The 18716-nt window shown below is 61.4% G+C and carries 15 protein-coding genes; 11 read left to right on the top strand and 4 right to left on the bottom strand.

Translation table 11 applies throughout. From position 1 onward, the window contains the following. The first annotated feature begins 84 nt into the window (after window positions 1-84). The 6 genes from AB4Z20_RS25755 to yccS all read left to right on the top strand — a co-directional run bounded on the left by AB4Z20_RS25755 (window position 85) and on the right by yccS (window position 9988). Complete coding sequence (locus tag AB4Z20_RS25755) at window positions 85-1527, top strand: TldD/PmbA family protein (RefSeq protein ID WP_053182646.1); 1443 nt, start codon at window positions 85-87, stop codon at window positions 1525-1527. Window position 1528: 1 nt separating this feature from the next. Then, window positions 1529-2866, top strand: a complete 1338-nt coding sequence (locus AB4Z20_RS25750) for a TldD/PmbA family protein (RefSeq protein WP_320389563.1) — start codon at window positions 1529-1531, stop codon at window positions 2864-2866. A 192-nt stretch (window positions 2867-3058) separates the two neighbouring features. Further along, window positions 3059-4486, top strand: coding sequence for a multidrug transporter subunit MdtD (mdtD, locus tag AB4Z20_RS25745; protein WP_253470082.1), 1428 nt, complete (start codon window positions 3059-3061; stop codon window positions 4484-4486). 320 nt (window positions 4487-4806) lie between these two features. Beyond that, complete coding sequence (gene dbpA / locus AB4Z20_RS25740; protein WP_232199893.1) at window positions 4807-6144, top strand: ATP-dependent RNA helicase DbpA; 1338 nt, start codon at window positions 4807-4809, stop codon at window positions 6142-6144. 179 nt (window positions 6145-6323) lie between these two features. After that, on the top strand, window positions 6324-7502 hold the full coding sequence (locus AB4Z20_RS25735; protein ID WP_253470088.1) for an NAD(P)/FAD-dependent oxidoreductase: 1179 nt from the start codon (window positions 6324-6326) through the stop codon (window positions 7500-7502). A 302-nt stretch (window positions 7503-7804) separates the two neighbouring features. Further along, a complete protein-coding gene (gene yccS, locus AB4Z20_RS25730; protein WP_253470092.1) occupies window positions 7805-9988 on the top strand; it encodes a YccS family putative transporter in 2184 nt (727 codons plus the stop codon). A 136-nt stretch (window positions 9989-10124) separates the two neighbouring features. On the opposite strand, the gene AB4Z20_RS25725 is transcribed toward yccS, so the two are convergent. Beyond that, complete coding sequence (locus tag AB4Z20_RS25725; RefSeq protein WP_442090918.1) at window positions 10125-10862, bottom strand: substrate-binding periplasmic protein; 738 nt, start codon at window positions 10860-10862, stop codon at window positions 10125-10127. Window positions 10863-11122: 260 nt separating this feature from the next. Here AB4Z20_RS25725 and AB4Z20_RS25720 point away from each other — a divergent pair, with 260 nt between their 5' ends. Then, the gene (locus tag AB4Z20_RS25720; protein WP_253470097.1) at window positions 11123-11575 is read left to right on the top strand and encodes a GNAT family N-acetyltransferase; all 453 of its coding nucleotides are present in this window, start codon (window positions 11123-11125) and stop codon (window positions 11573-11575) included. Window positions 11576-11682: 107 nt separating this feature from the next. Here the strand turns inward: AB4Z20_RS25720 and AB4Z20_RS25715 are convergent, their stop codons facing one another. Genes AB4Z20_RS25715 through AB4Z20_RS25705 form a run of 3 tightly spaced genes read right to left on the bottom strand, consistent with a single transcriptional unit; the run spans window position 11683 to window position 14653 of the window. Beyond that, window positions 11683-11979 (bottom strand): winged helix-turn-helix domain-containing protein, encoded by a 297-nt coding sequence (locus AB4Z20_RS25715; protein ID WP_223472166.1) that lies wholly within the window; start codon window positions 11977-11979, stop codon window positions 11683-11685. A gap of 4 nt (window positions 11980-11983) precedes the next feature. After that, window positions 11984-12487, bottom strand: coding sequence for a M48 metallopeptidase family protein (locus AB4Z20_RS25710; RefSeq protein ID WP_014340617.1), 504 nt, complete (start codon window positions 12485-12487; stop codon window positions 11984-11986). 42 nt (window positions 12488-12529) lie between these two features. After that, window positions 12530-14653, bottom strand: coding sequence for a putative bifunctional diguanylate cyclase/phosphodiesterase (locus AB4Z20_RS25705; protein ID WP_253470101.1), 2124 nt, complete (start codon window positions 14651-14653; stop codon window positions 12530-12532). 322 nt (window positions 14654-14975) lie between these two features. On the opposite strand from AB4Z20_RS25705, the gene AB4Z20_RS25700 reads away from it, so the two are divergent. The 4 genes from AB4Z20_RS25700 (at window position 14976) to AB4Z20_RS25685 (ending at window position 18350) form a co-directional block, all read left to right on the top strand. Next, window positions 14976-15641, top strand: coding sequence for a polysaccharide lyase family 7 protein (locus AB4Z20_RS25700; protein ID WP_442090915.1), 666 nt, complete (start codon window positions 14976-14978; stop codon window positions 15639-15641). A gap of 280 nt (window positions 15642-15921) precedes the next feature. Continuing rightward, complete coding sequence (locus AB4Z20_RS25695; protein WP_442090913.1) at window positions 15922-16593, top strand: polysaccharide lyase family 7 protein; 672 nt, start codon at window positions 15922-15924, stop codon at window positions 16591-16593. A 342-nt stretch (window positions 16594-16935) separates the two neighbouring features. Next, window positions 16936-17604, top strand: a complete 669-nt coding sequence (locus AB4Z20_RS25690; RefSeq protein ID WP_253470107.1) for a polysaccharide lyase family 7 protein — start codon at window positions 16936-16938, stop codon at window positions 17602-17604. Between the two features lie 461 nt (window positions 17605-18065). After that, entirely contained in the window at window positions 18066-18350 is a 285-nt protein-coding gene (locus AB4Z20_RS25685; RefSeq protein ID WP_258689592.1) for a fructose-bisphosphate aldolase, read from the top strand. The last annotated feature ends 366 nt before the right edge of the window (window positions 18351-18716 follow it).

Genomic DNA, 18716 nt, shown 5'->3' with positions numbered 1-18716 from the left:
CCTTCCCCGCCCCAGGCCTACTCTAGAGCCGCCGCGTCAACACGCCGCACCTCGCCGCACCGCCACTCCAGACAAGGAGGTTCCATGTTCGACTTCCACCCCCAGCTCAAGCAGCGTTTTGCTGCCTTGCGCACGGGCGCTGAATTCTTTTCCCTGCGTTACGTGCGCGAGTCCGGCCAGCACCTGTCGGTGCGCAAGAATGTCGCCGAACCGCCCAGCCTGGGCCGTGATGAAGGGGCGATGCTCACCGTGCGGGTCAACGGGGTCGAGGCGTATGCCGCTACCAACGACCTGTCCCAGGCCGGCCTGCAAGCGGCACTGGAACGCGCCGAGCAACATGCTCGTGGGCTCAAGCCCCACGCCCTGTTGGACCTGCGCGAGCAAGCGGTGTCCAGCGACCGCGCCGATTACTTCTCGCCGAATTTCGACCAGGCCTTCCCGCCACTGAGCGATTGCTACCAATTGCTCGGCGACGAGTCAGCCGCAGTGCCTCAGGACGAGCGCCTGGTGAACTGGCAAGCCAGCATCGGCCTGACCCAGGTCGAGCAGATCTACCTCAACAGTGCCGGCGCTGAACTGCGCCAGGCCCAACGCTTCATCTACCCGGCCCTGGAAGTCACCGCCTTCGACGGCAACGACAGCCAGACCCGCACCCTGGGCCGGGAAAATTTCGGCCAGCAAGGCAGCTTCGATGTAATCAGCCGCAGCGGCTTGATCGGTGCCGGGCGGAAAATCGCTGACCAGGCCCTGCAATTGCTGCTGGCACCGAACACCCCGCAAGGCCCCCGTGACCTGCTGCTGATGCCTGACCAGATGATGTTGCAGATCCACGAATCCATCGGTCACCCGCTGGAACTGGACCGCATCCTCGGGGATGAGCGCAATTACGCCGGCACCAGCTTCGTCAAGGCCAGCGATTTCGGCCACCTGCAATACGGCTCCAGCCTGTTGAACGTGACCTTCGACCCGGACATTCCCGAAGAACTGGCGAGCTACAGCCATGACGACGATGGCAGCGCCGCCAGCAAACAGTTCCTGATTCGTGAAGGCCTGTTGCTGCGTCCACTGGGCGGCGCACTGTCACAGTTCCGTGCTGGCCTGGACGGTGTCGCCAACAGCCGCGCCTGCGGCTGGAATCGCCCGCCCATCGACCGCATGGCGAACCTGAACATCGAACCTGGCGACCAGTCCCTGGAACAACTGATCCAAGGCACCGAGCACGGCGTGCTGATGCGCACCAACCGCTCCTGGTCCATCGACGACGCCCGCAACAAATTCCAGTTCGGCTGCGAGTGGGGCCAGTTGATCGAGAACGGCGAGCTCAAGGGCGTGGTGAAGAACCCCAACTACCGGGGTATTTCCGCGCAATTCTGGAAGAGCCTGCGCGCCGTGGGCGATGCCAGTACCTCTCGGGTCCTGGGCACGCCGAACTGCGGCAAGGGCGAACCGAACCAGGTCATCCGCGTCGGCCATGCGTCGCCGGCCTGTGTGTTCAGCAACGTTGATGTGTTTGGGGGGGATGCCTGATATGAGCACCGTCAATAATCAGGCCGAGGCATTCAAGGTGTTGGTCGACTGGCTGCGCGATGCGCTGCATGAGCAGGAACAGTTCACCTTGGGTTATGCCGCCGAGTCCTCGGCCTTCGTGCGTTTCAACCACGCCAAGGTGCGCCAGGCCGGGCAGGTGCAGCAGGCCAATGTCAGTTTCAAATTGATCGACGACGGACGCCACGCCGACTTGCAGATCACCTTGTCCGGCGATACCGAGACCGACCTGCAACGCCTGTCCGAAGGTCTGCAACAGCTGCGCGAAACCTTGCCGCTGCTGCCCTGCGATCCGTACCTGCTGCTCAATCCCGACCATTGGCAAAGCCATAACGTGCAGGACCATCCGCTGCCGGACACCGAGCAGGCCGTGGCTGAAATCACCCGCGCCGCCGAGGGCCTGGACCTGGTGGGGTTCTATGCGGCCGGGCCCATCAGCCGGGGTTTCGCCAGTTCGTCGGGAGCGTTCGGCTGGCATCAGGCCAACAGCTTCAACTTCGATTTCAGCCTGTTCCATGAAAACGGCCAGGCAGTGAAAGCCAGCTATGCCGGGCATGCGTGGAGCAGCGAAGGGTTTGCCCGGCGCTTCGAGCAGGCCCGCGAGCAACTGGCGTTTCTCGGCCTGCCGTTGCGCACGTTGCCGCCTGGCGAATACCGTGCCTACCTGGCACCGGCCGCCCTGGAAGAGATCATGGGCATGCTCAGTTGGGGCGGGTTCTCGGCCCGGGCGATTGCCAGCAAGCAGAGCCCGTTGCAGAAGTTCTACGCCAACGAAGCAAGCCTGAGCCCCAACGTGTGGCTGAGCGAACAGGTCAGCGGCTCCTTGAGCCCGGCGTTTTCCGACGAAGGTTATCCCCGCGATGACCTGGGGCTGATCGCCAAGGGCACGGCCAATGCGCAGTTGGTCAACTCCCGAAGCGCCGCCGAATACGGCCTCGCCGCCAACGGCGCCAGCAGCTACGAATACCCCACGGCGCTGGACATGCAGGGCGGGCAACTGGAGCACAAATACATCCTCGAAGAACTTGGCACCGGGCTGTACATCAGTAACCTCTGGTACCTGAACTACTCGGACCAACCGGCCGCCCGCCTGACCGGCATGACCCGCTTCGCCACGTTCTGGGTCGAGAACGGCCAGATCGTAGCGCCGGTCAGTACCATGCGCTTTGACGACAGCGTCTACAGCCTGCTCGGCTCGCAACTCGAAGGCCTGACCCGAGAGCGGGAACTGCTGCTCTCGGCCAGCACCTACAGCCAGCGGGCCACGGCCTCGATGTTGTTGCCGGGGGCGCTGGTCAAGCGGTTGACCTTGACGCTGTAACACCAGGAAGGTGGCTTCATCCCCTGTCTGTAGGAGCTGACGAGCGGAGCGAGGCTGCGATCTTTTCGCTGTCGATTGAGTCTGGAGCGAAAGATCAAAAGATCGCAGCCTTCGGCAGCTCCTACAACGCAGCCGAGCGGGAGCAAGCTCCCTCGCCACAAGTAATTGTTCACTTTTCATACAAGAGGTCCCATGCCCAACCGCGCACCGCTCGACGCCGTCACCGCCCGCTGGCTTCCGTGGGTGGTGGCGATTGCCTTCTTCATGCAGTCCCTGGACGGGACCATCCTCAACACCGCCCTGCCCGCCATGGCCGGTGATCTGGCGGAAAACCCGCTGCGCATGCAGGGCGTGATCATTGCCTACATGCTCACCGTGGCGTTGCTGATCCCGGCCTCGGGCTGGATCGCCGACCGCTTCGGCACCAAGAAGATTTTCTTCGGGGCGATCCTGCTGTTCAGCTTCGGCTCGTTGCTGTGTGCCTTGTCCAGTTCGTTGAGCATGCTGATTGGCGCCCGGGTCATCCAGGGCCTGGGCGGTGCGCTGATGCTGCCGGTGGGCAGGCTGGTGGTGCTGCGGGCGTATCCGCGCTCGGAACTGGTGCGGATCATGGGCTTCATCACCATCCCCGGCCTGCTCGGCCCGCTGATCGGGCCGACCATGGGTGGCTGGATGGTCGAGTACCTGACCTGGCACTGGATCTTCATCATCAACCTGCCGGTGGGCGTGATCGGCTGTTATGCCGTGTGGAAGTTCATCCCCGACCTGCGGGGCAGCGAGCGCACGCGGTTCGACGGGGTGGGGTTCCTGCTGTTCGGCGCGGCGATGGTGCTGATCACCATCGCCATGGAAGGCCTGGGTGAACTGCACCTGCCGCACCTGCGCGTGATGTTGTTGCTGTTCGGCGGCATGGCCTGCCTGGCGGCCTATTGGCTGCGGGCCGGGCACGTCGAAAACGCGCTGTTCCCGCCGTCACTGTTCAAGACCCGCACCTTCGCCGTGGGCATTCTCGGCAACCTGTTCGCGCGCCTGGGCAGCGGCGCCCTGCCGTTCCTGGTGCCGTTGCTGCTGCAAGTCGCCCTGGGCTATTCACCGTCCCAGGCCGGGATGAGCATGCTGCCCCTGGCGGCGGCGGCCATGGTCGCCAAGTCCGTGGCCCGGCCGCTGATCGAACGCCTGGGCTATCGCATCGTCCTGACCGGCAACACCCTGGCCCTGGGCCTGATGCTGGCAAGCATGGGCCTGGTCAGCGAACAGACGCCGTACTGGCTGCTGCTGGCGCAACTGGCGGTGCTGGGCGCGATCAACTCGCTGCAATTCACCGCGATGAACACCGTGACCCTGATCGACCTGGACGACGCCAGCGCCAGCAGCGGCAACAGCCTGCTGTCGGTGGTGGCGCAGCTGTCCCTGAGCCTCGGCGTGGCCTGCGCCGGCGCCCTGCTCGGCGGCTTTACCGCCCAGGTGGGCAACGATGGGGTGGAGACTGTACTGGGAGCGTTCCAGCTGACGTTCGTGACGGTGGGGATCATGGCGATGCTGGCGGCGACGATTTTTTCCCAGTTGTCGAAGCAGGATGGGCGGCGGGTCAAGCGGCCGGATGAGCATATCGAGCACTAGATAGGACTCGGGCGGTTTTAAGGCCTCAGGGCTTTTGTGGCGAGGGAGCTTGCTCCCGCTCGGCTGCGCAGCAGTCGCAATCCAGGCGATGCGAACTTTCAGGTACACCGTGTTGGCCGGTTTGGGGTCGCTTCGCGCCCCAGCGGGAGCAAGCTCCCTCGCCACAGGGAATTCGCCCACTTCAGAACTGCGCCACAGCTCGTCCAGAACTTTCGAAGAAAGTGGCACGAGGCTGCTACACTGCGCGACATTTTGTTTTGCAGGCCAGTCCCGTGACCACCATTGCCACCGCTTTTAATACTTTGCCGCTGTCCGCCGCCATGCTGGCTAACCTCGAATCACTCGGTTATGCCCAGATGACGCCGATCCAGGCGCAAAGCTTGCCGGTGATCCTCAAGGGCATGGACCTGATCGCCCAGGCCAAGACCGGCAGCGGCAAGACCGCCGCCTTCGGCATCGGCCTGCTGAACCCGATCAACCCACGCTTCTTCGGTTGCCAGGCGCTGGTGATGTGCCCGACCCGTGAGCTGGCCGACCAGGTCGCCAAGGAAATCCGTCGCCTGGCCCGCGCCGAAGACAACATCAAGGTCCTGACCCTGTGCGGCGGCGTGTCCTTCGGCCCGCAGATCGCCTCCCTGGAACACGGCGCCCACATCATCGTCGGCACCCCTGGACGCATCCAGCAGCACCTGCGCAAGGGCTCGCTGGTCCTGGATGGCCTCAACACGCTGATCCTCGACGAAGCCGACCGCATGCTCGACATGGGTTTCTACGACGCCATCGAAGACATCATCCAGCAGACCCCGGAACGCCGCCAGACGCTGCTGTTCTCCGCCACCTACCCGGTGGGCATCAAGCAACTGTCGTCCAAGTTCATGCGTAACCCGCAGCAAGTGAAGGCCGAGGCGTTCCACTCCGACGCGCAGATCGAGCAGCGCTTCTACGAGATCTCCCCCGAGGAGCGCATGGACGCAGTGGTCAAGGTCCTCGCGCATTTCCGCCCAGCCTCCTGCGTGGCGTTCTGCTTCACCAAGCAGCAGGTCCAGGAAACCGTCGATCACCTGACGTCCAAGGGCATTTCGGCCGTCGGCCTGCACGGCGACCTGGAACAGCGCGACCGCGACCAGGTACTGGCCATGTTCGCCAACCGCAGCACCTCGGTGCTGGTCGCCACCGACGTGGCGGCCCGCGGCCTGGACATCGATGCCCTGGACATGGTGATCAACGTCGAACTGGCCCGGGACTCGGAAATCCACATCCACCGCGTCGGCCGCACTGGCCGCGCCGGTGAGAAAGGCATCGCCATCAGCCTGGTGGCGCCATCCGAAGCCCACCGTGCCCAAGCCATCGAGCAACTGCAGAAGTCGCCGCTGAGCTGGGACCAACTGGACAACCTCAAGTCCCAAGGCGGCGGCCCGCTGTTGCCGGCCATGAGCACCCTGTGCATCGGTGCCGGGCGCAAGGACAAGGTCCGCCCCGGTGACATCCTCGGCGCCCTGACCGGCGAGGCCGGCATCCCTGGCGCCCAGGTCGGCAAAATCGCGATCTTCGATTTCCAGGCCTACGTGGCCGTGGAACGCGGCATCGCCAAACAGGCCCTGCAACGTCTGAACGATGGCAAGATCAAGGGCCGCTCGTTGCGGGTGCGGATCCTGTAACCGAGCGCCTGACGAACAGAGATCAAACTGTGGGAGCGAGCTGTGTGGGAGCAAGGCTTGCCCGCGATGAAAACGCCGCGGTCTCTTGAGGACCGCAGCGCCTGGATCGCGAGCAAGCTTTGCTCCCACACAGCTCGCTCCCACATTCAGTTATGTGGGAAAGCTGAGAGGACACCGTTTTGCGCTCTACCGAAGTCGTGATCATTGGCGCTGGCGCCGCGGGGTTGATGTGCGCGCTGACTGCGGCCGCGCGCGGGCGGCAGGTGATGTTGCTGGACCACGCCAACAAGGCCGGCAAGAAAATCCTCATGTCGGGCGGTGGGCGCTGCAATTTCACCAACATGTACACCGAGCCAGGCAATTTCCTCTCGCAGAACCCGCACTTCTGCAAATCGGCCCTGGCCCGCTACACTCAATGGGACTTCATTGCCCTGGTGGCCAAGCACGGCGTGCCCTATCACGAGAAAAAGCTCGGCCAGTTGTTCTGCGATAACAAATCCAGCGACATCCTCGGCCTGCTCTTGGATGAATGCGACCAGGCCGGCGTCAGCCTGCATCTGGACACCTCGATTACGCAGATCGAAAAAGCCGACGGCGGCTACCTGCTGCAAACCACCCTCGGCGCCATCGCCTGCCAGTCCCTGGTGATCGCCACGGGCGGGCTGTCGATCCCAACCCTGGGGGCGACCGGCTTCGGTTATCAGGTGGCAAAACAGTTTGGCCATGAACTGCTGCCGACCCGCGCCGGCCTGGTGCCGTTCACCATCACCGACCAGCTCAAGACCCTCTGCACCGAACTCTCGGGCACCTCGGTCGATTGCCTGGTGAGCTGCAACGAGCAGAGCTTTCGCGAGAACATCCTGTTCACCCACCGCGGCCTGAGCGGTCCGGCGATCCTGCAGATTTCCTCGTTCTGGGAATCGGGGGACACGGTGCAGATCAACCTGTTGCCCGACCACGACGTGCCGCAATGGCTGCAACAGCAACAGGCCGAACGCCCCAATAGCGAGCTCAAGACGTTGCTGGGCGAGTTGTTCACCAAGAAAATGGCCAACCTGCTGGCCGACACCTGGTTCGTCTCCAAACCCATGAAGCAGTACACCCATGCGGAGCTGGCAGATATCGCCGAGAAACTGGCGAGCTGGAACGTCGTCCCCGCCGGCACCGAAGGCTACCGCACCGCCGAAGTCACCCTGGGCGGCGTCGATACCCGGGAAGTCTCGTCCAAGACCATGGAATCGCTGAAAAGCCCTGGCCTGTATTTCATCGGCGAAGTGCTCGACGTCACCGGGCACCTGGGCGGGTTCAACTTCCAGTGGGCGTGGGCGTCGGGGTATGCGGCGGCGCAGTACGTCTGACCCCGCCCCATGTTGTACCTGCTTTTGTGGCGAGGGAGCTTGCTCCCGCTCGCTCTGTAGGAGCTGCCGAAGGCTGCGATCTTTTGACCTTTCGCTTGGGATTCAAGCGTCAGGGGAAAGATCGCAGCCTCGCTCCGCTCGACAGCTCCTACAGCCAGCGGGAGCAAGCTCCCTCGCCACAGGGTAGCGACGTGTCCTTCGCATGCCGGAACACTTTTTGCTGTCAAATGTGATCGCCGCCATTGCGTCGGCGTCATTACTGCCTCAATTTAGCGTCATTGCCCGTCAGGCCTGTGCACTTCATGTCAGCGAACTCGTTTAGCCAGTCTTTGCGTCGCCTTTGGGCGTTGGATAAGTTCAGTTATAGCGTGCGGGTCTTCATCGCCCTCACCGGCAGCATGGGGCTGTGCTGGTACCTGGACGAAATGGTGCTGCTGATTCCCTTGTTCCTGGGCATCATCGCCAGCGCCCTGGCCGAGACGGACGACAGTTGGCAGGGCCGCCTCAACGCGTTGGCCGTGACCCTGGTGTGTTTCACCGTCGCGGCGCTGTCGGTGGAATTATTGTTCCCCTACCCCGTCCTGTTCATCATCGCCCTGGCCCTGGCGGCCTTTGGCCTGACCATGCTTGGCGCCCTGGGTGAGCGCTATGGCGCCATCGCCTCGGCCACGCTGATTCTGTCGGTCTACACCATGATCGGCGTGGACCAGCGCGGCGGCGCCGTCAACGATTTCTGGCATGAACCCCTGCTGCTGGTCGCCGGTGCCGCGTGGTACGGCTTGCTGTCGGTGTTGTGGCAGGCGTTGTTTTCCAACCAACCGGTGCAACAAAGCCTGGCGCGGCTGTTTCGCGAGCTGGGGCGCTACCTGAAACTCAAATCGTCGCTCCTGGAGCCGATCCGCCAACTGGACGTCGAAGCCCGCCGCCTGGAACTGGCCCAGCAAAATGGCCGGGTGGTCGCTGCGCTCAACAGCGCCAAGGAAATCATCCTGCACCGCGTGGGCAATGGCCGCCCCGGCTCGAAAGTCAGCCGCTACCTGAAACTGTACTTTCTGGCCCAGGACATCCACGAACGCGCCAGCTCTTCTCACTATCCCTACAATGCCCTGGCCGAGGCCTTCTTCCACAGCGATGTGCTGTTCCGCTGCCAGCGCCTGCTGCGTCAGCAAGGCAAGGCCTGCCAGGCACTGGCCGAGTCGATCCAACTGCGCCAGCCATTCGTCTACGACCACACCTTTGCCGAGGCCCTCGACGACCTGCACGCGTCCCTCGAACACCTGCGCATCCAGAGCAACCCGGCCTGGCGCGGCTTGCTGCGTTCGTTGCGGGCACTGTCGGTGAACCTTGCCACCATGGACCGCCTGCTCAGCGACGCGAGCAACCCCGACACCCTGGCCGACGCCACCGACAGCAGCCTGCTCGACCGCTCGCCGCGCAACCTCAAGGATGTCTGGCTGCGCTTGCGCACCCAGCTCACGCCCACTTCGCTGCTGTTCCGGCATGCCCTGCGCTTGCCCTTGGCCCTGGCCGTGGGCTACGCCATGGTGCACCTGATCCACCCGTCCCAGGGCTATTGGATCATCCTCACCACACTGTTCGTGTGCCAGCCCAACTACGGCGCCACCCGGCGCAAGCTCGGCCAGCGGATCATCGGCACCGCCATCGGCCTGACGGTGGCCTGGGCGCTGTTCGATCTGTTTCCCAATCCGCTGGTGCAATCGAGCTTCGCCATTGCCGCCGGGGTAGTGTTCTTTACCAACCGCACGACCCGCTACACCCTGGCGACAGCGGCGATCACCATCATGGTGCTGTTCTGCTTCAACCAGGTGGGCGACGGCTACGGGCTGCTGTTGCCGCGGCTGTTCGATACCTTGCTCGGCAGCCTGATTGCCGGGCTGGCGGTCTTCCTGTTCCTGCCCGACTGGCAGGGCCGTCGGCTGAATAAAGTGCTGGCCAATACGCTGACCTGCAACAGCATCTACCTGCGCCAGATCATGCAACAGTACGCCGCCGGCAAAAGCGACGACCTGGCCTATCGCCTGGCCCGACGCAACGCCCACAACGCCGATGCCGCGTTGTCCACCACCCTGGCCAACATGCTGATGGAGCCGGGGCATTTCCGTAAGGAAGCCGATGTGGGGTTCCGCTTCCTGGTGTTGTCCCACACCCTGCTCAGCTACCTGTCGGGCCTGGGCGCCCACCGGGGCACCGAACTGCCGGCGCAGGTACGCGAGCAACTGATCGATGGCGCGGGGGTGAAGCTGGCGGCGAGCATCGACGAGATCGCCCAGGGCCTGGCGAGTAAAACGCCGATTGTGCTCCAAAGCGACGAGGAGGAGGCCCTGGCCAATGAGCTTGAGCAGATGCCCGATGAAATTGACGAAGGACAGCGCTTGGTGCAGACACAGCTGGGGTTGATCTGCCGTCAGCTCGGTCCGTTGCGGACCTTGGCAGCACATCTGATCAAGGACACTGGCGAGGCTTGAGGGTTGTGGTGTTTACACCATCGCCATCGCGAGCAAGCTCGCTCCCACAGGGGGTTTCTTGTGTACACAGACTTTGTGGTTACAGCAGGTCCAATGTGGGAGCGAGCTTGCTCGCGATGAGGCCAGTCCAGACAGCTCACATTCCATGTTGCTTGAGCAACCGCGCATAACTCCCATCCGCCTTCATCGCCGCGATCTCCCGGTCAAACCCCGCCACGATCTGCTCATGCTCCGGGTTCTTCAAGCTGACCAGGATGTGCAAGCTGTTTTCACTCAATGCCTTGGGCAAAAACTCCACGGCGTTACGCACCTTGGCTGATTCGCGGGCCAGGTAATAGCGGGCGACGTATTCGTCTTCCAGGGTCAACTTCACACGATCGGCCGCCAGCATGCGCACCGCCATCGCAAAGTTATGCACAGGGACTTTCTGCATTTGCAGGTCTTCGTCGAAGTCCTTGGAGTAGGCGTAGCCGCGAACCACGGCGATGGGATAGGCACGCAGCTGTTGCAGGTTGTCAAACTGGATCTCTTCGCCCTTGCGCTTGATGAAACGCACACGGTTGAGCAGATACTCGGCCGAGAACTGGCCGATGTGAGTGCGCTCCTCGCTGTACCAGGTGTTGACCAACACGTCATAGCGGCCCTCGCCGATGCCCAGCATCGCCCGGGCCCAGGGCACCTGTTCGAAGTCCGTGGCATAGCCGGCCCGCGCCAGGGCCGTGCTGACGATATCGGTCGCCAGGCCACCATTGATCAAGGTGGAATCGGTAAAGGGCGGCCAGCCATCGGCGACCAGACGCAGCTTTTGCGCACAGGCCTCATAGCTCAGTAACAGCAACCCGATCAATGCAAGAGCTCGATGCAATCGCGGCATGCCAAACGTCCTTGACGGGTTCAAAGCCCGGTTTGTTTTTAGCCGACACTCAACAGGCATCCTCAGACACCCGGTTCTAACATTAGCTCATTGGAACCGCTGCGCAGCGCTGTCACGAAGATTACACAAAGACGACAACGCCGCGACAGAGGAATGATGGCGTTTTGGCCTTTATCGCAGATTTTCCAGCCGACCGAGAAAAAGACTTCCGGGCCAAGCACGCTTAATATCGGCATCAGATTCTTCAGGAAATTCAAAAAATGGACATCGAGTGGGTCTGTAAACATCACAGTGACCTGAGCAAGGAACAGCTGTATGCCATCCTCAAATTGCGTGCCGAAGTGTTCGTTGTCGAGCAGAACTGCGCCTACCCGGATGTTGACGGCCTGGACCTTGAAGGCGACACGTGCCATTTGATGGCCTGGCAGGACAACCACCTGGTGGCCTACCTGCGCCTGCTCGACCCGCACTCGCAAAACAGTGACGTGGTGATCGGGCGCGTGATCATCGCGCCCCACGCACGCGGCCAGGGGCTGGGTCACACGTTGATGGAACAGGCCCTCAAGCAGGCCGAGAAATATTGGCCCGGTACGTCGATCTCATTGTCGGCCCAGGCGCATTTGCAGGGGTATTACGGGCGGTACGGGTTTGAAGTGGTGGGTGTGGAATATCTGGAAGATGGGATTCCGCACATTGGCATGCATCGGCCGTAGGAGCTGCCGCAGGCTGCGATCTTTTGATCTTTGGTCTTTCACTCAAGGCTCAATTGTCTTGGGAAAAGATCGCAGCCTCGTTGCACTCGTCAGCTCCTACACAGCTCCTACGGATACTCCAGCACCGCCTTGATCCGCGGCAAATTCCCCTCGATCCACCCCCGATCGATCGCCCCCCAATCGCGAATCCGATAACGCCCGGCATGGTTGCGTGCGCCGTCCTCTTGCTCGAACTCACAAACGATATCCAGGTCAGCCAGCGCGGCAATGGTGTCCTGGGCGGTGCGCCGGGGCATGCCGGTGGTTTCGGTGAGGGCCGGGACGTTGCTGGCGACACCGCTGTCGATCAGGTAAGCCACGTACAAGCGACGGTAGAAGCTGGTCTTGGTCTTGCTGACATCCATTCGGTCATTCCTTGTGGGGTTGCAGATCCCGCCAGGTCAGGTACACACGCAGGTCGAATTCCAACTGGTGATACCCCGGCAGCATGTGCTCGCAGAGTTGGTAGAAGGCCTTGTTGTGGTCCGACTCCTTGAAGTGCGCCAGCTCGTGCACCACGATCATGTTCAGGAATTCGGGCGCCGCGTCCTTGAACAACGCAGCGATGCGGATTTCTTTCTTGGCCTTGAGCTTGCCACCCTGCACCCGCGACACCGCGGTATGCAGGCCGAGGGCGCGGTGGGTCAGGTCCAGGCGATTGTCGAACAACACCTTGTCGATGGCTGGCGCGTTACGCAGGTATTGCTGCTTGAGGTCCAGCGCATAACCGTACAGGGCCTTGTCGCTCTGGATCGGATGTCGGCCCGGGTAGCGCTGCTGCAGGTAATCGCCCAGTCGGTCCTGGGCAATCAATTGCTGCACTTGGGCTTGCAGGGCGGCGGGATAGGCCTGGAGGTATTTGAGCGCGGTCATCAAGGGGCAACACAGTCACAAGAGGCCGCCAGTGTAGCGAATTCAAGCCTGCACCGCGCTCCAGTCGAACGGCGTGGCGAAGGCATTGGTGTCTTCGGCCATCAAGGGCCGCGCCACGAGGAACCCCTGCACGTACTCACAGCCATGGGCCTGCAGCCACTCATATTGCTCGCGGGTTTCCACCCCTTCGGCAATCACCCGCAAGCCCAGTTGCGTACACAGGTCGATCACCGAGGCGGCCAACGCGGCATCCCGGGGCGATCCTGGTATGCGGGCGATCAAATGCCGATCGAGCTTGAGGGTATCGAGCTCAAGGTCGCGCAGATGCGCCAGTGAACAGGGCCCCGAACCAAAGTCATCCAATGCAACCCGCACCCCGAGGTGACGCAGCAGTCGCAATTGCTTTTGGGTTTCATCGGGGTTGCGCATCAGCGCATCCTCGGTCACCTCGACCTCCAGTTGCCGGGGCTTCAAGGCATGACGCTCCAGGACCTGGCGCAACTCGGTCACCAGGTTGGGCATGCCGAACTGGGTACTGCTCAGGCTTACCCCCAACACCAGGTCGTCAGCGAACAAGCGCTCCCAGACTTTGCGCTGGGCGGCGCTGCGATGATAAATCCAGCTGCCCAGGCGACTGATCAACCGCGCCTCTTCCAGCAAGGGCAGGAACAGGCCCGGCGGAACATCACCGACGCTGGGGTGCTGCCAGCGCAACAGCGCTTCGAACCCGCGGATCCGCCCGTCGACGATGCTCACCTGCGGCTGGTAGACCATATTGAAATCGCGGTTCTCGATGGCCGAGCGCACGCTCTCTTCCAGCATCAGCCGTGAACGGGCTCGACCGTTCATTTCATGATCGTAAAAACGGTATTGCTGGCGGCCGGCACGCTTGGCTTCGTACATGGCGATGTCGGACGCCCGCAGCAAACCATCGAGATTGGCGCCGCAGTCGGGGTACGTCGCGATGCCGATGCTGGCCCCAAGGGCCACGTCCATGCCTTCGATCTGCTGGCAGATGGCGACGCGCTCGATAAGTTTCTCGGCGATCTTGGCCGCCTGCTCGGGGAACTCCAGGTCCAGCAGCGCCGTGAACTCGTCCCCGCCCAGGCGCGCCAGGATATCGAATGGGCGCAGGCAGGCCTTCAACTGTTCCGACACCCAGCGCAATACCCGGTCCCCGGCATCGTGCCCCAGCGAGTCATTGACCCGCTTGAAACCATCGAGGTCCAGGTACAGCAACACCCAGTTGCTTTCCTGGCGCTCGCTGCGCATCAACAGGTTTTCGGCGGTCTGGTAGAACCCCCGACGGTTGAGCAAACCGGTCAGCGGGTCCGTGACGGCCTGGTATTCGAGTTGTTGGTGCAAGTGGCGAACCACGGACATGTCCTGGAGCGTCACCACCATCGCCTTCTGCTCCGACGGCAACGGCGCACAGGACAAGGCCACCGACACCTGCTGGCCGGGCGCCGTGCGCAGGACCGCGTCATGCAATCGCCAGGTTTCACCGCGACGATAGGCGTTGTGGATATCGGAATCGAGCCACTCGGGAATGTGCGGTTTCTGCAGGAAGTCCAGGAATGGCATGCCCTGCAATTGCTCGGCGGTGGCATTGAGCAAGCGGCAGGTAGAAGGGTTGGCGAAGCGGATACAGCCATTCTCATCCACCACCAGGATGCCTTCGGCGGCGTTGTCCAGCACCGAGGCATTAAAGGCCCTGGCCGCTTCGAGATCCTGGCTCAGGCGCTGCAAGGCCCGGCGATTGCGCTGGTGCTCGAGCAACGCCTGGACCTTGGGCTTGAGGATTTGCGGATCGAAGGGTTTGAACAGGTAATCCACGGCGCCACTGGCGTAGCCCTTGATCACCGCATCCTGGGATTGCTCGTTGGCCGTCAGGAAAATGATCGGCGTGAGCCGCGTGCGCTGGCTGCCGCGCATCAGGCGCGCCACTTCGAAACCGTCCATGTCAGGCATCTGCACATCCAGCAGAACCAGGTCGATATCGTGTTCGAGCAGCAGGTTAAGCGCCTCGACCCCCGAGGACGCGGTCATGACTCGCCAATCCTGACGCTGCAACAAGGCTCGCATGCTGAGCAGGTTTTCAGGGTAGTCATCAACAATCAAAAGGACAGAGCTGTCTTCGCCGAGCGGTGGTTGCGCGCATTCCATGCTGCTTCTCTTATCGGGCGCCACGTCCGTTTTTACGTAGCAAAGCGGACAAATACTGTCCCCCCACTCTAGACCGGGATTGTCAAAAGCAGTAGGTGTCAACGCGCCATCATCCAGACAAAGCCCGAAATAGCCGACTAACGGTCACCCTCCTCGGGCACAGAAACTGCAATGACACCCTCGACGGACAATTGACGTCAACCACCCGCCGAAAAGTTGCCAGGCAGTTTCTTCCGTCACTTACCCATACGCCCGAAAAGACCGGCCTAGAGCCTTGGTTCGTGGTGTGCGGCTTTTTCATCGAGTGACATAGGATCCCATCATGATCGATCTCTCAACCTGGAACCTGAGCATCCCCGAAGGCAGCCCTCCGGCCACCATCGAAACCTCTCAACTCGTGCAAGGATTCCAGGACCAGTATTTCCATTCCGATTCCGGCACGGTTTTTTTCTGGGCACCGGTAACCGGCGCCACGACCACCAATGCTATTTATCCGCGCAGTGAACTTCGTGAAACCTACAGCAACGGCACCTTGCGCAATTGGCTGTACCCGGCCGCGGACAACAAGCTGGCTGCCACCCTGGCCGTCAGCCAGGTGCCCAGCACCGGCAAGGTGGTGATTGGTCAGATCCATGCCAAGGACAGCACCAGCCCCCTGGTGAAGCTGGAATACCAATATAAAACCTACAGCTCCACCGGCAACATTGTCGCCAAGGTGCGCATGCGCCCGGACGACGAAGCAGGCCAGGTCATTACCATCGCCACGGGCATCAAGCTGAATCAATCCTTCTCTTACCTGATCCATCTCAGCCCCGCCGGCGTCCTGACCATCAATGGCGCGGGTTACCAGTGGAGCCCCCCCATCAGCTCCACCTGGAGCGACAAGCCGCTGTACTTCAAGGCGGGCGTGTATGTGCAGGACAACACCGGTTATCCCACCGAAGGCGGGACCGTGACGTTCAGCCTGCTGGATATCGATCACATCTAGGCGCTTTGCGTGGTGCCAGGGCAGCAACGCAACGCTGCCAGCCAAGCAAGACACTATCGATACGCCATAGTTCAGTGCGAGCCGAAACTACCGACTAACGGTTATTCATCCAGGCATAAATGCTGCAACTGACATGTTTGACGAACAATTGACGTCAAACATCCGCCGGATTGCTGTTCAAAAAAACCCTTCCTGCGTGATCAACACACTCCAAATGCTCGGAGTAGAGCCTCCCGCTTTGGTACTCAGCACTTTTACGCCCGTTACGCAGGATCCGACCATGATCGATCTCAACACCTGGAACTTGAGCATTCCCGAAGGCAGCCCCGCCATCACCATCGAAACGCCTCGACTGGCCCAAGGGTTCAAGGATGAATATTTCCACTCCGACACCGGCACGCTGCTCTTCTGGGCGCCGGTGACCGGCACCAAGACTGCAAACGCGATCTACCCACGCAGCGAACTGCGGGAAACCTACAGCGACGGCACCCTGCGCAACTGGTTGTACCCAGCGGCGGACAACACCCTGCGTGCCGCCATCAGCGTCAACCAGGTGCCCAGCGCCGGCAAGATCGTGATCGGTCAGATCCACACCAAAGACAGCACCAGTCCGATGGTGAAACTGGAGTACCAGTACAAAACCTATAGCTCCACCGGCAACATCGTCGCCAAGGTGCGCATGCGCCCCGACGACGAAGCCGGTCAAGTCATCACCATCGCCACCGGCGTGAAGCTCAACCAGAGCTTTACCTACATGATCCACCTCAGCCCGAAGGGGGCACTGGGCATCAGCGCGGCGGGCTACAACTGGAGAACCACTGTCGACCCTACCTGGAAGGTCAAACCGCTGTATTTCAAAGCGGGCGTGTACGTGCAGGACAACACCGGCTACACCACCGAAGGCGGCAAAGTGACGTTCAGCGCGCTGGAAATCAAACACACGACGCTTTGATCGAAAATCTGCTCAGCCGCAACAGCAGCACGGAACGCTGCTATCGGCGCCCCTCCTTAGAAGGCATCCGGTTCAGGGTGCTTTTTTTGCCCTGTACCTGGCAAAGCTGCCAAATTGCCATCGCGCAATGGTTCCGAGAAAAAACCAGGCAGCCGACCAATGGTTGTTTATCTCGGGCACAAAACCGGAAAACACCACTCTGACGGTCTGCTGACGCCAACCCTCCGCCGGACGACCGCGCCAAAAACTCGTCCGCGCCCCCCTTATGGCCTCAGCAAAAGCGCGTCTTAGAGCCTCCGGCTGTGGCGTAAATCATTTCTTCTTCTCAGAAAGGATCCGAACATGGTCGATCTTGCAACCTGGAACCTGAGCATCCCCGAAGGCAGCCCGCCGAAAACCATCGAAACCCCTCGACTGGTGGATGGGTTCCAGGACAAATATTTCAACTCCGAAGGCAGCACGGTGTATTTCTGGTCGCCGGTGACCGGCACCAAGACTGAAAACGCGATCTACCCGCGCAGCGAATTGCGAGAGACCTATAAAGACGGCACCTTGCGCAACTGGCTGTACCCCGATGCCGACAACCAATTGCGGGCGAACCTGGTCGTCAACCAGGTACCCAGCAGCGGCAAGATCGTGATCGGTCAGATCCATACCAAGGACAGCAGCAAACCCTTGGTGAAGTTGGAATACCAATACAAGGATGCCACCAGCACGGGGGACATTGTCGCCAAGGTGCGCATGCGCCCCGATGACGACGAAGGCCGGGTCATCACCGTCGCCACCGGTGTGAAACTCAATCAGTCCTTCAGTTACCGGATCCACCTTGATCGTACCGGCGACCTGGGCATTACGGCGGCGGGTCGTAGCTGGTACACCACCATCAGCTCCACTTGGCGGGTCAAGCCGTTGTACTTCAAGGCCGGGGTGTACGTGCAGGACAACAGTGGCTACACCAGTGAAGGCGGGAAAGTGAAGTTCAGCGTGCTGGATATCGATCACAACACTTAAAAGTGCTTCCGAAAATCTCGTAGGATTTTGCTCCCCGTGGCGAGGGAGCTTGCTCCCGCTGGGCTGCGAAGCAGCCCCTCTTTTCGTCAGACCCACCGCATGTGCCGACTTTACGGCGGCTGCGCCCCCGAGCGGGAGCAAGCTCCCTCGCCACAGGGGGTTGTGGACGTCCTACAGGTCGATTTTGGCTTCGAAAATCTCCTCTATAGTTCGGCTTGTCTGCTGGCTTTGGTCAGTAGGCAGGGGTTTCGCAGCCCACTGACAGAACAGAGACTTTGCACCGTCAAATGAAAATTCAGGCAAACTCGCCTGCGTTCATTTTATGGCGGTTGCGTGCGGGAGACCTTCGGGTCTGCCGGGTTTGGTCTCTATCTCGGTCTGCGAACCCGCGCGCAACTGCCACCCATTTGTTTCGCAGCAAGAGGGTGGCGATCGATTTTTATTAATAGAGCCCAAACCTTATGACGACGACTCAATCACTTAGCCGCTTCACCCCTCTCACTCCAATCGCCACCACCCAACCTGTGCTGTTCATTGACAAAACCGTCCCGCTAACAGAGCTTCACGCCTGCGCCAGCGAACGCCTACACGCCACCCTCGACTACCTGACACTCATGGCCTGCGCCACCCTGCGCGATTCGGCCGCCAGCGATTTCAACACCCTCACCAATGTTGCCCGGATCCTGGTTCAGGATGTCACCGATGTGTTTGGTGTCATTGAACAACGCGGGCTCGAAGACCAATAAAGCCCTCCCGGTGGGAGATGATCCCCTGTGGGAGCGAGCTTGCTCGCGATAGCGCTGGGTCAGTGATAGGGATGTCGGCTGACACAGCGCTATCAGGATCTGTGTGTATATCCGTTTTTTTGTAACGGCCACTTATGGTTCCGCTCTTACAGCGGGTCACTTTCGAAAAGCGCGAAAGTAACCAAAGCGCTCCTGCCCCACCACTCGGCACCTCGCTTAGGCTCGGTGTGCCCTCACTCCGGCATTGCTCCGTGGGCCCGCCGCGAAGGGCCATCCATGGCCCAGCGCGGCTAACCCGGCATCCATGCCGGGTTGCCCACTCCACAATGCCTGCGTTCGGCCAGCGTGGTTAACGGGGCGCCGAGA

Source organism: Pseudomonas sp. KB_12, assembly GCF_052114545.1.
Lineage (GTDB): Bacteria > Pseudomonadota > Gammaproteobacteria > Pseudomonadales > Pseudomonadaceae > Aquipseudomonas > Aquipseudomonas brassicacearum.
Note: the sequence above shows the minus strand (reverse complement) of the source record. Positions and strands in the feature narration are given on the sequence as shown.

Bases quoted from the DNA above. Each gene is read 5' to 3' on its own strand.
- AB4Z20_RS25755 (WP_053182646.1), top strand. From the start codon at position 85: ATGTTCGACTTCCACCCCCAGCTCAAGCAGCGTTTTGCTGCCTTGCGC.
- AB4Z20_RS25750 (WP_320389563.1), top strand. From the start codon at position 1,529: ATGAGCACCGTCAATAATCAGGCCGAGGCATTCAAGGTGTTGGTCGAC.
- mdtD (WP_253470082.1), top strand. From the start codon at position 3,059: ATGCCCAACCGCGCACCGCTCGACGCCGTCACCGCCCGCTGGCTTCCG.
- dbpA (WP_232199893.1), top strand. From the start codon at position 4,807: ATGCTGGCTAACCTCGAATCACTCGGTTATGCCCAGATGACGCCGATC.
- yccS (WP_253470092.1), top strand. From the start codon at position 7,805: ATGTCAGCGAACTCGTTTAGCCAGTCTTTGCGTCGCCTTTGGGCGTTG.
- AB4Z20_RS25725 (WP_442090918.1), bottom strand. From the start codon at position 10,862: ATGCCGCGATTGCATCGAGCTCTTGCATTGATCGGGTTGCTGTTACTG.
- AB4Z20_RS25720 (WP_253470097.1), top strand. From the start codon at position 11,123: ATGGACATCGAGTGGGTCTGTAAACATCACAGTGACCTGAGCAAGGAA.
- AB4Z20_RS25715 (WP_223472166.1), bottom strand. From the start codon at position 11,979: ATGGATGTCAGCAAGACCAAGACCAGCTTCTACCGTCGCTTGTACGTG.
- AB4Z20_RS25710 (WP_014340617.1), bottom strand. From the start codon at position 12,487: ATGACCGCGCTCAAATACCTCCAGGCCTATCCCGCCGCCCTGCAAGCC.
- AB4Z20_RS25705 (WP_253470101.1), bottom strand. From the start codon at position 14,653: ATGGAATGCGCGCAACCACCGCTCGGCGAAGACAGCTCTGTCCTTTTG.
- AB4Z20_RS25700 (WP_442090915.1), top strand. From the start codon at position 14,976: ATGATCGATCTCTCAACCTGGAACCTGAGCATCCCCGAAGGCAGCCCT.
- AB4Z20_RS25695 (WP_442090913.1), top strand. From the start codon at position 15,922: ATGATCGATCTCAACACCTGGAACTTGAGCATTCCCGAAGGCAGCCCC.
- AB4Z20_RS25690 (WP_253470107.1), top strand. From the start codon at position 16,936: ATGGTCGATCTTGCAACCTGGAACCTGAGCATCCCCGAAGGCAGCCCG.
- AB4Z20_RS25685 (WP_258689592.1), top strand. From the start codon at position 18,066: ATGACGACGACTCAATCACTTAGCCGCTTCACCCCTCTCACTCCAATC.